12 protein-coding genes are annotated in these 11,631 nt (G+C 67.9%); 10 read left to right on the top strand and 2 right to left on the bottom strand.

Annotated features, from left to right (window positions below; translation table 11 throughout):
• Positions 1-79: 79 nt before the first annotated feature.
• Positions 80-1,078 (bottom strand): quinone oxidoreductase, encoded by a 999-nt coding sequence (locus KDW55_RS03850; protein WP_212161190.1) that lies wholly within the window; start codon positions 1,076-1,078, stop codon positions 80-82.
• 83 nt (positions 1,079-1,161) lie between these two features.
• Between KDW55_RS03850 and KDW55_RS03845 the strand changes: the two genes are divergently transcribed.
• The 10 genes from KDW55_RS03845 to KDW55_RS03800 all read left to right on the top strand — a co-directional run bounded on the left by KDW55_RS03845 (position 1,162) and on the right by KDW55_RS03800 (position 10,869).
• Entirely contained in the window at positions 1,162-2,118 is a 957-nt protein-coding gene (locus KDW55_RS03845; protein ID WP_059547282.1) for a LysR family transcriptional regulator, read from the top strand.
• Positions 2,119-2,198: 80 nt separating this feature from the next.
• On the top strand, positions 2,199-2,759 hold the full coding sequence (locus KDW55_RS03840) for a GNAT family N-acetyltransferase (RefSeq protein ID WP_069243100.1): 561 nt from the start codon (positions 2,199-2,201) through the stop codon (positions 2,757-2,759).
• Between the two features lie 9 nt (positions 2,760-2,768).
• The gene (locus KDW55_RS03835) at positions 2,769-3,608 is read left to right on the top strand and encodes a MerR family transcriptional regulator (RefSeq protein ID WP_040140180.1); all 840 of its coding nucleotides are present in this window, start codon (positions 2,769-2,771) and stop codon (positions 3,606-3,608) included.
• Between the two features lie 123 nt (positions 3,609-3,731).
• Positions 3,732-4,712 (top strand): sulfonate ABC transporter substrate-binding protein, encoded by a 981-nt coding sequence (locus tag KDW55_RS03830; RefSeq protein WP_212161191.1) that lies wholly within the window; start codon positions 3,732-3,734, stop codon positions 4,710-4,712.
• Positions 4,713-4,999: 287 nt separating this feature from the next.
• On the top strand, positions 5,000-5,413 hold the full coding sequence (locus KDW55_RS03825; protein ID WP_209825462.1) for a VOC family protein: 414 nt from the start codon (positions 5,000-5,002) through the stop codon (positions 5,411-5,413).
• Positions 5,414-5,592: 179 nt separating this feature from the next.
• Positions 5,593-6,264 (top strand): lysoplasmalogenase, encoded by a 672-nt coding sequence (locus KDW55_RS03820; protein ID WP_212161192.1) that lies wholly within the window; start codon positions 5,593-5,595, stop codon positions 6,262-6,264.
• 246 nt (positions 6,265-6,510) lie between these two features.
• Entirely contained in the window at positions 6,511-8,094 is a 1,584-nt protein-coding gene (locus KDW55_RS03815) for an NAD(P)/FAD-dependent oxidoreductase (protein WP_212161193.1), read from the top strand.
• A 21-nt stretch (positions 8,095-8,115) separates the two neighbouring features.
• Complete coding sequence (locus KDW55_RS03810; protein WP_040140187.1) at positions 8,116-9,051, top strand: SDR family oxidoreductase; 936 nt, start codon at positions 8,116-8,118, stop codon at positions 9,049-9,051.
• Positions 9,048-9,953: a metal-dependent hydrolase gene (locus KDW55_RS03805; protein ID WP_040140189.1), complete on the top strand. Its 906-nt coding sequence runs from the start codon at positions 9,048-9,050 to the stop codon at positions 9,951-9,953. Before KDW55_RS03810 ends, KDW55_RS03805 begins: the two co-directional genes overlap by 4 nt.
• A 4-nt stretch (positions 9,954-9,957) precedes the next feature.
• On the top strand, positions 9,958-10,869 hold the full coding sequence (locus KDW55_RS03800) for an alpha/beta fold hydrolase (RefSeq protein ID WP_212161195.1): 912 nt from the start codon (positions 9,958-9,960) through the stop codon (positions 10,867-10,869).
• On the opposite strand, the gene KDW55_RS03795 is transcribed toward KDW55_RS03800, so the two are convergent.
• Complete coding sequence (locus tag KDW55_RS03795) at positions 10,830-11,384, bottom strand: putative glycolipid-binding domain-containing protein (protein WP_040140191.1); 555 nt, start codon at positions 11,382-11,384, stop codon at positions 10,830-10,832. The two genes, KDW55_RS03800 and KDW55_RS03795, sit on opposite strands and share 40 nt — an antisense overlap.
• Positions 11,385-11,631: the final 247 nt, after the last annotated feature.

Genomic DNA, 11,631 nt, shown 5'->3' with positions numbered 1-11,631 from the left:
TGCCGGCGGGCCGGCATCGGCGCGTCGTGGCGCCGTCCGCACTCCGATACCGCGTGGGCGGCCGTCGCGCGCGCCATCGTCACGGCACCAGCACCACCGCGCCCGTCGTCTGCCGCGATTCCAGCAGCCGATGCGCATCGGCCGCCCGTTCGAGCGGCAGCCGCGCACCGATTTCGACGTGCATACCGCCCGCCAGCCGTTCGAGCGTCGCGCGCGCCGCCTCCCGGTAACCGTCGACGTCGCGCGCGATGAAGCCGAGCACGCTCGGGCGCGCCAGCGCGATCGAGCGTGCCGGCCCCAGTTCGTCGAGATCGATCGTCTGACGAGTGCCGATCGCGGCCACCTGACCGATGCTCGCGACCGTCCCGAACGGCCGGACCGCGCCCAGCGTGCGCATCAGCACGTCGCCGCCGATGCCGTCGATCGCGTAATCGACGCCGGCGCCGCCGCCGAACGCGCGCGCCGCCGCCACGAAATCCGCCTCCCGGTAATCGACCACCGCTTCTGCGCCATGCGTGCGCACCAGCGCGGCCTTCGCGGCCGAGCCGACCGTACCGATCACGCGCGCACCGAGCGCGCGCGCCCACTGCGTTGCCAGTAACCCGACACCGCCGGCCGCCGCATGCACGAGCACGGTATCGCCGGCGCTGACCTGACGCACGCGGTGCATCAGCATGAAAACCGTGATGCCCTTGAGCAGCCCGGCAGCGGCCACGTCGTCGCCGACGCCGTCGGGCACGGGCACCACGCGTTCCGCGGGCACCGCGCGGACGCTCGCGTAGCTGCCGGTCGGCAGTCCCGCATACGCGACGCGCTGCCCGGCCATAAGCGCCGTCACGCCGGCGCCGACGGCCTCCACCACGCCGACCGCCTCCACACCGAGCGTATCGGGCAGCGCCGGCAACGGATGCGCGCCGGTACGGAAATAGATGTCGACGAAATTCACGCCGACGGCGGTTTGCCGAATCAGCACCTCGCCGGCGCCGGGCGGCGCGACGGGCGCGTCGATCCGGCGCAGCACGCCGGCCTCGCCGTAGCGGTCGATTCCGATGCGGATGGCGGTAGCGGGTTGGGGCATGACGTTCCTCGCAATCGAATGAAGTGACACGATCATCCCATCGTGCATAATCGATCGGAATTCCCGTTACGCGCCCATCTACTGTGCAAATTTCGACCGATTCGACGCCTGGCTCGGGTCAACCGGCGAGCTGGGACGATCTCCGCTATTTCCTCGCCGTGATGCGCGGCGGCAGCCTGTCGGCGGCGGCGCGCGCGCTGCAGGTTCAGCATTCGACAGTCGCCCGGCGCATCGACGCGCTCGAATCGGCGCTTGGCATCCGGCTGTTCGACCGGCTGCCGCGCGGCTGGCCGCCGACCGACGAAGGGCTGCATCTCGCCGAGCATGCAGGCCGCGTCGAAGCGGACGTGCATGCGTTCGCGCGCGCCGCGCAGGGAGCGGCGACGCTCGACGGCGTCGTGCGCGTGTCGGCGTCGCCGGTATTCGCGAGCCACTTCCTCGCGCCGCGGCTCGCCCGCGCGCAACGCGCGTGGCCCACGCTGCGGATCGACCTGCTGGGCGAGATGCACGCGGCCAATCTGTACGCGCGCGAAGCCGATCTCGCGGTGCGGCTGTCGCGGCCGAGCGAAGCGGGGCTCGCCGCACGCCGGCTCGGCACGATGCGCTTCGCGCTGTGCGCGTCGCCCGACTGGGCCGCCGCGCCGCCCGACACGTGGGCGTTCGTCGGCTACGACGACGCGCTCGCGCAAATGCCGCAACAGCAGTGGCTAGAACGCTTCGCGGCCGGCCGTCGCTTTGCGTTCATCGCGAACGATCTGGCCGCGCTGCATCGTGCATGCGTCGCCGGTGCGGGAATCGCGCTGCTGCCGCGCTTTCTCGTCGACGTTCCGGCAACGTCCCTGGGCTCGGATACGCCCGCTCCTGCCGGTGCGGCGGTTGCGGCCGCCGCCGGGCTCGTCGAACTGACGTCGGTGCCGCGTTGCGACATCGAGCGGGAGATCTGGCTCGTCGTCCACCCGGACGTGCGGCGCTCGCCGCGCGTGCAGCGCGTCGCCGATGCGATCGCTGACGCGGTACGCGACGCGGACGGCCATCTGTAAGCCAGCCGGCGCCGCACACGTCTTTACCGCGCCGCCCCGCGCCCGGCATAGTAGCGATTTCCTTCACCCGCTCCGCTGCCATGCCTGCCACCCCCGACTGCGTCGTCCGCGACGCCACCGACGCCGATCTCGACGCCATTCACGCGATCTACGCGCACCATGTGCGCCACAGCGTCGCGTCGTTCGAGGAGATACCGCCCGACGTCGACGAACTGCGCGCGCGCCGCGCCGCGGTGCTGCGCGACGGGCTGCCTTATCTGGTCGCCGAGTGCGACGGCCGCGTGGCCGGGTACGCCTATGCCACGCCGTATCGCACCCGCAGCGCGTACCGCCACACGATCGAGGATTCGATCTACATCGACGATGCGCAGCGCGGCCGCGGCATCGGCCGCGCGCTGCTCGCGGCGCTGATCGCACGGTGCGACGCCGGCCCGTGGCGGCAGATGGTCGCGGTGATCGCCGACGGCGGCACCGGCGGGTCAACGTCGCTGCATCGCGCGTTCGGGTTCGAACCGGCCGGCATGCTGAAAGCGGTCGGTTTCAAGCACGGCCGCTGGATCGATACCGCGCTGATGCAGCGCGCGCTCGGCGACGGCGCACGCACGCTCCCCGCGTCGCCCGAGCCTGTCGCGTCGCGCTAGAATGGCCGCATGTCAAAACAGACTCGAACCATGCCTGACGAGGCCGCAGCGGAATCCCGCAACGAGTACACGGTCGACGAACTCGCGCGCGTGTCCGACACGACCGTGCGCAACGTCCGCGCGTACCAGGACCGCGGGCTGCTGGCGCCGCCCGAAAAGCGCGGGCGCGTCGGCATCTACGACGACACGCACGTCGCGCGCCTGAAGCTGATCAATCACCTGCTCGCACGCGGCTACACGCTGTCGAACATCCAGGACCTGATCAAGGCGATCGACGAAGGCCATGACCTGCGCTCGATCCTCGGGCTGGAAACCGCGATCGGCGGCCGCTGGTCGCACGAACTGCCGAAGACCTATTCGCTCGCGGCGCTCGCGCAAATGTTCGGGCCGCAGACCGCGTCGCAACTGTCGCGTGTCACCGAGCTGGGGCTGCTGGAGCGGCACGGTCTGTCGTTCGTCGCGAAAAGCCCCGCGCTGCTCGAAGCGGCGGCCGCGATGACGAAGGAAGGCATTCCGCCGCGCGAACTGCTCGACGTGATCAGCCTCGCACGGCCGCACTTCGACGCGATCGCGCGGCTGCTCGTCGATCTCGTCGTGAAGCGGCTCGACCGTTACGACGAAGGCACGCTGCCGCCGGTGACCGACGTGCCGGCGCTCGTTGACGCGATCTGGCGCCTGCGCCCGCTCGCGGCCGTGTTCGTCGAAGGCGAGACGAACCGCGCGCTGGAGAATGCGGCGAGCGCGTATCTGGGCGGCCGCGTCGCGACGATCCTCGACAAGAAGCTCAGTGACGAAGCGGCGCGGCAGGCCGGTGCGCCGGACACACACCGCAACGGCGACGAACGATAGGATCGCCGCCGTCATATTCATATCGGCAATGCTTCGTTTGCGGGCCTGAGCGCCCATGCGACGATTCTTCCAACCGAGCGGCGTCTGCCGTTCTCCGAAGACATTTCGCATGGAGTCCGTTCGATGATTCGTTTCGCCCGCTGGATTACCCGCCTTGCCGCGACAGCGCTCGTCGCCGCCACCGCCACGTCGGCGTTCGCGCAGGGCAGCCCCGACAAGCTCGTACGCATCGGCTACCAGAAAGCCGGCCTGCTGGCGGTCGTCAAGACGCAAGGCGCGCTGGAGGCGCGGCTCAAGCCGCTCGGCTACGACGTCCAGTGGTTCGAATTCCCGGCGGGCCCGCAACTGCTCGAGGCGCTGAACGCGAACAGCATCGATTTCGGCTACACGGGCGCGCCGCCGCCGGTGTTCGCGCAGGCGGCCGGCGTGCGCTTCGTGTACGTCGCCGCGGAGCCGCCGTCGCCGCACAACGAAGCCATCTTCGTGAAGGCCGATTCGCCGATCCGCTCGCTTGCGGACCTGCGCGGCAAGAAGGTCGTGTTGCAGAAGGGTTCGAGCGCGAACTACCTGCTGCTCGAAGCGCTGAAGAAGGCGGGAGTGCGCTACGACGAGATCCGGCCCGTCTACCTGCCGCCCGCGGACGCGCGCGCCGCGTTCGAGAGCGGCAACGTCGACGCGTGGGCCGTCTGGGATCCGTATTACGCGGCCGCCCAGAATTCGCTGAAAATCCGCACGCTGTCCGACTACACGGGGCTCACGCCCGCCAACAACTTCTACGAGGCGACGCGCGCGTTCGCCGAGCATCATGCCGACGTGGTCGGCGCGATCGTAAAGCAGTTGCGCGAGACGGGCCTGTGGGTCAACGGGCATCCGGCCGAAACGGCCGCGCTGATCGCACCGAAGGTCGGCTTGCCGCTGCCGCTGGTCGAAACGTGGATCAAACGCGTGCCGTTCGGCGCGGTGCCGGTCGACGAGAAAATCGTCGCAGTTCAGCAAGGCGTCGCCGATGCGTTTTACGCCGCGAATCTGATTCCGCGCAAGCTGAACGTCGCGGAGAACGCGTGGACCGACAAAAGCGTCGCGAGCGCGCTGGCCGCGAAGTAACGGCGGTCGCGCACGTGCTGAAAGGAAAAGGCCGACGGGCGCGCTGCTCGTCGGCCTTTTCGTTGCCGCGGGAATGGCAGGAAACGCGAAATGAACGGGCACCGTTCGCCGCAACGTGCGCCCGCGGTCGGCAGCTTCGACGCGCGCGTGCGAATGCGCGCCGCCGAATCCCCTCCCGCCGGCTCGCTGAAAAAAAATTTGCCGCGCTTGTCGATTTTGTCCGTGTTCATCCGTCGACAGGAATAGTGGCGGCAATCGTGCTGCCGCGACACGCAAAGGACAAAACGATGAGCAAGAAGATCTTCGTCAACCTGCCGGTAACCGATCTGAAGCGTTCGAAAGCGTTCTACGAGGCAGTCGGCGCGGTCAACAATCCCGCCTTCAGCGACCACACCGCCGCGTGCATGGTGTTCTCCGAGACGATCTTCGCGATGCTGCTCACGCACGACAAGTGGCGCCAGTTCACCGGCAAGCGGATCGTCGATGCGCATGCGGACGCGCAGGTGCTGCTGTGCCTGTCGGCCGACAGCCGCAACGAAGTGTCGACACTCGTCGACCGCGCGAGCGGCGCGGGCGGCCGCGCGGACCCCACACCCGTACAGGACTTCGGCTTCATGTACGGCCGCGGCTTCGAGGATCCGGACGGACACATCTGGGAAGTGATGTGGATGGATCCCGAGGCCGCCCCGCCGCACGGTTGAGCGCACCTGCACCGCGCATGCGTCGCGCGCGAGCATTCACGCGCGGCGGCATCGTCTCCGCCGCCGACTAGAAGGATTCGCCGGTTTTCGGGCGCCCGTTCTTCCGGATAATGGCCTGCACCCGCGCCGTCGCCGGCGCGCCGTCCATTGCACAGAAAAACAATCAGGAGACCCTCGCGTTGATCGTCACGCTTCCCGCCACCTATCGCCGGCTCTGGCCGCTCGCCGTCGCGGCCGCGCTGCTGTACGGACTGTCGCTCGTCGCTGCGCCCTATCCCGGCCAGGCCGCCGCGAAGGCCGCGATGGGCGTCCTGCTGCTCGCGGCCTGCAGCACCTGCGCGGCCCCGCGCGAACGCGCGTGGCTGTGCGCGGCGCTCGCTGCGGCCGTGCTCGGCGACGTGCTGCTCGCGCTGCCAGACTGGCCGCTGTCGTTTGTGCTGGGTCTCGGTGCATTCCTGCTCACGCACCTGTGCTACTGCGCGATCTTTGTCCGCTGGCGCGCGCGTCCGCATGGCTGGCGCATCGTCGCGCTGATCGGCCTGTGGATCGCCGCACCGGCGTTCTACGCGGCATTCCTTCCGCACCTCGGCGAGTTGCTCGTGCCCGTCGCGGTCTACATGCTCGTGTTGTGCGCCATGGCCAGCTTCGCGCTCGCCGCCCGCACGCGCAGCCCGCTGATAGCCGCCGGCAGCCTGGTCTTCGTCGGCTCCGACACGCTGATCGGCGTCGGCCGATTTCTCGGCGCCTTGCCCGGCATCGACTATCTGATCTGGGCCCTGTACGCGCTCGCGCAGGTCACGATCGTCGCCGGGGTTTTCCATGAGACGGCGGCCCGTTCAATCGGTCCCTGATTGTGTTTCAAACGGGCGGCCGCGCGCCGGCGGTCGGATCCCTATTCCTCGACGCCCTGCCGACGCGGCTTTCCGGGCATTCCGCAATGCGGAAACCATGCCGTTCCAAACCCCGCTCCGCCTTTTCCCGCGCGGCTTCCGGCCCTTAGAGCGCCGCTTCTAGGCTCTTGCGATTTCCGGGTTCACCTACTATCGTTACATCGAACAATGTAACATTCAAAAATGAGCCAAATCGGAGACACCCGGATGAATGCTCGCACGTTGCCTTTCGGCCCGCCCGACCATGACGGCCCGGACAAAGCCATCGACATCGCCATCATCGGCACCGGCTTCGCCGGGCTCGGGATGGCCATCCGCCTGCGACAGACAGGCGTCACCGACTTCGTCGTCCTCGAGAAGGCCGCGTCGGTCGGCGGCACGTGGCGCGACAATCATTACCCCGGGTGTGCATGCGACGTGCAATCGCACGTCTATTCGTTCTCGTTCGCGCCGAACCCGCGCTGGACGCGCATGTTCGCACCGCAGCCGGAAATCCGCGCGTATCTGGAAGACTGCGTGCAACGCTTCGGCATCGGGCCGCACCTGCGCCTGAATCATGAACTGCAGCGTGCCGAATACGACGAGGCCGCACAGCGCTGGCGCCTCTCGTTCGCGAACGGCAAGCGGCTGTCGGCGCGCGTGCTGGTGTCGGGAATGGGCGGCCTGTCACGCGCCGCGCTGCCGGCGATTTCCGGCGTCGAGACGTTCAAGGGCCGCGCGTTCCATTCGCAGCAGTGGGATCACGACTATCCGCTTGAGGGCAAGCGCGTTGCGGTGATCGGCACCGGCGCGAGCGCGATCCAGTTCGTGCCGCAGATCGCGCCGCGCGTGAAGTCGCTCGCGCTGTTCCAGCGCACGCCGCCGTGGATCATGCCGAAGCCCGACCGCAACCTCACGCGCTTCGAGAAATGGCTGTTCCGCACGCTGCCGTTCACGCAGAAGGCGGTGCGCGGCGGCATCTACTGGATGCTCGAATCGCGCGTGCTCGGCTTCGCGATCCATCCGTCGCTGATGAAGAACGTGCAGAAGCTCGCACTGCGCCATATCCGCAAGCAGATTCCCGATCCGGAGCTGCGCAAGGTCGTCACGCCGAACTACACGCTCGGCTGCAAACGTGTGCTGATCTCGAACGACTATTACCCGGCGCTGTCGCGCAAGAACGTCGACGTGATCACGACCGGCATCGACCGTATCGAAGCCGACGCGGTCGTGACAACCGACGGCAGGCGCCATGAAGTCGATTGCCTGATATACGGCACCGGCTTCCAGGTCGCCGATCCGTATCCGCGCGGCGCCATCGTCGGCCGCGGCGGGCTTGACATCGTCGATGCGTGGCGCGACGGCGCGCATGCGTATCTCGGCACGACGCTGCCCGGCTATCCGAACTTCTTCATGATCGTCGGCCCGAACACGGGGCTGGGCCACAACTCGATGGTGTTCATGATCGAGTCGCAGATCGAATACATCCTCGGCGCGCTGCAGGCGATGCATCGCGAACGCGCGGATGCGATCGAGGTGCGCCCGCTCGTCGAGGCGCAGTACAACAACGACCTGCAGCGCAAGCTGAAGAAGGCGATCTGGTCGACGGGCGGCTGCAAGAGCTGGTATCTCGATCCGCGCACCGGCAAGAACACGACGCTGTGGCCGGGCTTCACGTGGCGCTTCCGCCAGGCGACCGCGCACTTCTCGATCGCCGACTACCACGCGTATCGCGCACCGCGCCACGACACGACCGCACGGCCCGCCAGCACGCCTGCCGCTTCCCCGACCCGTTCCGCCGAAGCGGCCTGAGCCACACAAGGAGCCATCGACATGAGAGATTTCGCCAACAAGGTCGCCGCGATCACGGGCGCAGGCTCGGGCATGGGCCGCGCGCTCGCGGTACAGCTCGCGCAGGCCGGCTGCCACGTGTCGCTCGCCGACAAGAACGGCGTCGGCCTCGCCGAAACCGAACGGATCGTGCGCGCGATCGCGCCAAAGGTGCGCGTATCGACACGCGTGCTCGACGTCGGCGATCGCGACGCGATGTTCGCGTGGGCCGACGACACCGCGAAAGAACACGGCAAGGTCAATCTGATCTTCAACAACGCGGGCGTCGCGCTGTCGAGCACGATCGAAGGAATGGACTACGGCGATCTCGAGTGGATCGTGAACATCAACTTCTGGGGCGTCGTGCACGGCACGAAGGCGTTCCTGCCGCATCTGAAGGCGTCGGGCGAAGGCCACGTGATCAACACGTCGAGCATCTTCGGGATCTTCGCGCAGCCCGGGATGAGCGGCTACAACGCGACCAAGTTCGCGGTGCGCGGCTTCACCGAATCGCTGCGCCAGGAACTCGACATGATGAAGTGCGGCGTATCGGCCACGTGCGTGCACCCGGGCGGCATCCGCACGAACATCGCGCAGTCGAGCCGCGTCGCGAAGAACATGGTCGGCTTCATCGTCGAGAGCGAGCAGCAAGGCAAGGACAGCTTCGAGAAGTTCTTCATCACGACCGCGGACGACGCCGCGCGCACGATTCTCGCCGGCGTGCGCAGGAACAAGCGCCGCGTGCTGATCGGCCGCGATGCGAAGGCCGCCGACTGGATGGCGCGCGTGCTGCCGGCCGCATACCAGGCGCTCGTCGTGCTGGCAACGCGCCGCGAGGCCGCAAAGGCCCGCCGCGCGGCCGCCCGCTACGGCGCGCCGCCGGCGGCGCCGCTGCAAGCAACGTACAACAACGCAGGCAATCAGGGAGAACAATCATGACGACACCGCACATGATGCCCGTGCGGCGCGACATCCGCTTCGCGCTGCCACCAGAACGCGCGAAGGACTGGCACGTGCAGGGCGTGCCGGTCACGCACTTCATGAACGCGCTGTCGCTGCTGTTTCCGGCCGGCGAGCGTTTCTTCATGGATTCGGTGCGCAACTACCGCGACCGCATTGAGGATCCGGAACTGAAGAAGCAGGTGCTCGGCTTCATCGGCCAGGAAGCGATGCACACGCGCGAACACATCGAGTACAACGACCTGCTGCAGTCCGCCGGCCTGCCCGCGCACAAGCTCGACAAGCGGCTGTGGACGATCCTCGGCTTCTTCAAGAAGACGCTGCCGCATTCGATGCAGCTCGCGATCACGATCGCGCTGGAGCACTACACGGCGATTCTCGCGAACCAACTGCTGTCGGGCCACGAGCACCGGATCGACGGGTCGGTCGAAGGCTATCAGCAGATGTGGATGTGGCATGCGATGGAGGAAACCGAGCACAAGGCGGTGTCGTACGACGTATGGAACGTCGTGATGAAGCCCGGCCTCGGCAGCTACCTGCTGCGCACCGGCACGATGCTGCTGACCACCGTGATGTTCTGGACGATCGTGTTCGACTTCCACGTGCGGCTGATGCTGTCGCACCGCCGCAAGCATGGCCGGTTCGGCGGCATGTGGCGCCTCGTGAAGTATCTGTACAGTCCGAGGACCGGCGTGTTCCCGAGCATCGCGCGAGAATGGCTCGACTATTTCCGTCCGGGCTTCCATCCGTGGGACCACGACAACCATCGGTACCTGCAGGGGCTCGACACGCTGCTCGCGAACATCGACGCGACCAACGCGCGTTATGCCGCGCAAGCCGCCCCGCGGCGCGTGCCGCTGCATCCGGTTGCACAGGCGTGACGTCATGGCGCGTGCCCGCGAGATGCTGACCGTCCGCTCCGGCGACGTGAAACTCGCCGTTTATGTCAGCGGCTCGCGGCGCGCGCCGCCGCTGATCCTCGTGCATGGCTATCCCGATTCGGCCGCGGTGTGGGCGCCGGTGCGCGCGCGGCTCGCGCAGCGTTACCGTGTGATCGCATACGACGTGCGCGGCGCCGGCGCATCCGATGCGCCGCGCCGCCGCGCGGACTATTCGCTCGCGCGGCTCGCCGACGATCTGAAGGCCGTCGCCGACGCCACCTGCGGCAACCGGCCGTTTCATCTGGTCGGCCACGACTGGGGATCGATCCAGTGCTGGGAAGCCGTGACCGATCCTGCGTTCCGAGGCCGTATCGCGTCGTATACGTCGATCTCCGGCCCGTGCCTCGATCACGTGTTCCGCGCGAAGATGCGGCTCAAGCAGAGCCTGAAGTCCTGGTACATCGCGTTCTTTCACTTGCCGGTCGTGCCGTCGCTGATCTGGCGGCTGGGCGGCGCCGCGCTCTGGCCGCGCTGGCTGCAACTGACCGAACGCGTGCGGCCCGAGCGCGACCCCGCGCAGTTGAAGAACGCGTTGAACGGGATGCAGCTTTACCGCGCGAACTTCATCGCGCGGGCGCGCAAGCCGCGCGAGCGGTATGCGCAGGCGCCGGTGCAGATTCTGGTGCCGGTGCGCGATCGCTACGTGACGCCCGAGATGTCGGTCGGTCTCGACCGCTGGCTCGGCGAGCACGTACGCGAGGAGCTCGACGGTGCGCACTGGGTCGTGATACGCAATCCGGAGCTGATCGCGGCGCGGATCGACCGGTTCGCGGCTGCGCATGAAAGGCTCACGGTCGCGGCGCCGCCGCCGGCCGCTCAGCGCAACGGCGGAAGGCGCTTGAACAGCGTTTCGTAGTCGATCACGAGACCGTCTGCGTCGATGTCCATCTCCGCCGTGAAGTTCCGGAAGATGCCTTCATAGCGATAGCGGCGGCCGGGCTCGATGCACGTGTACGCCTGCTTGACCGGCGTGACGGTCAGGTCGGGCGTCGAGACGTACGCGACGTCGATCGGCCGGCGCTCGCCGCGCGCGAGACGGAGGCGGCCAATCGGCAGCGAATTCGTGAACGGCGTCGCCGCGATGTCGATGTCGACGCAGCCGTCCAGTTCGCGCAGTTCACGGCCAGCGCCGTCGCGCCAGCGCCCGGCGCCATCGCCGTGCAGTTCCAGCGTACCGCCGCCCATCACCCTGAGCACCGCGTACTTCGCCCGCCACTGCGGATCGCACTCGACCCGGTACGCGAGCCCGTACGCGCGGCCGTACCGCTGACCGACCACGGCGCTCTCGACGACGATGCCGGATTCGCTCCGGTCGAACGTCAGATGCTCGATTCCGTCGCCTTCGAGCGACGTCCAGCGCAGTTCGTGCATTGTCCGGCCTCCTTGGTATCCCGCTTCCGCACATCGTCACACACATTCCGGCTGCCGAAAATGCCACCGTCGAGTCCGGCGCGTGTCATTTGGCTTCGACGTCCATGTTCGGCCCGTCGAACGCCGACCGGATAGCTGCCACGATTCGCGCCGCCCGGCGCCGATCCTCCAACTGCGGATACTGCTGTTTGCGCTTGCGCGTGATTTGCCCAGCCGTTTTCCCTGACGGAGCGAATGATCCGGCCTG

Origin of the sequence: Burkholderia sp. AU19243, from assembly GCF_018148075.1 — a bacterium.
GTDB classification, from domain to species: domain Bacteria; phylum Pseudomonadota; class Gammaproteobacteria; order Burkholderiales; family Burkholderiaceae; genus Burkholderia; species Burkholderia latens_A.
Note: the sequence above shows the minus strand (reverse complement) of the source record. Positions and strands in the feature narration are given on the sequence as shown.

Coding starts and splice junctions, on each gene's coding strand:
- KDW55_RS03850 (WP_212161190.1), bottom strand. CDS start 1,078: ATGCCCCAACCCGCTACCGCCATCCGCATCGGAATCGACCGCTACGGC.
- KDW55_RS03840 (WP_069243100.1), top strand. CDS start 2,199: ATGCCTGCCACCCCCGACTGCGTCGTCCGCGACGCCACCGACGCCGAT.
- KDW55_RS03835 (WP_040140180.1), top strand. CDS start 2,769: ATGTCAAAACAGACTCGAACCATGCCTGACGAGGCCGCAGCGGAATCC.
- KDW55_RS03830 (WP_212161191.1), top strand. CDS start 3,732: ATGATTCGTTTCGCCCGCTGGATTACCCGCCTTGCCGCGACAGCGCTC.
- KDW55_RS03825 (WP_209825462.1), top strand. CDS start 5,000: ATGAGCAAGAAGATCTTCGTCAACCTGCCGGTAACCGATCTGAAGCGT.
- KDW55_RS03815 (WP_212161193.1), top strand. CDS start 6,511: ATGAATGCTCGCACGTTGCCTTTCGGCCCGCCCGACCATGACGGCCCG.
- KDW55_RS03810 (WP_040140187.1), top strand. CDS start 8,116: ATGAGAGATTTCGCCAACAAGGTCGCCGCGATCACGGGCGCAGGCTCG.
- KDW55_RS03805 (WP_040140189.1), top strand. CDS start 9,048: ATGACGACACCGCACATGATGCCCGTGCGGCGCGACATCCGCTTCGCG.
- KDW55_RS03800 (WP_212161195.1), top strand. CDS start 9,958: ATGGCGCGTGCCCGCGAGATGCTGACCGTCCGCTCCGGCGACGTGAAA.
- KDW55_RS03795 (WP_040140191.1), bottom strand. CDS start 11,384: ATGCACGAACTGCGCTGGACGTCGCTCGAAGGCGACGGAATCGAGCAT.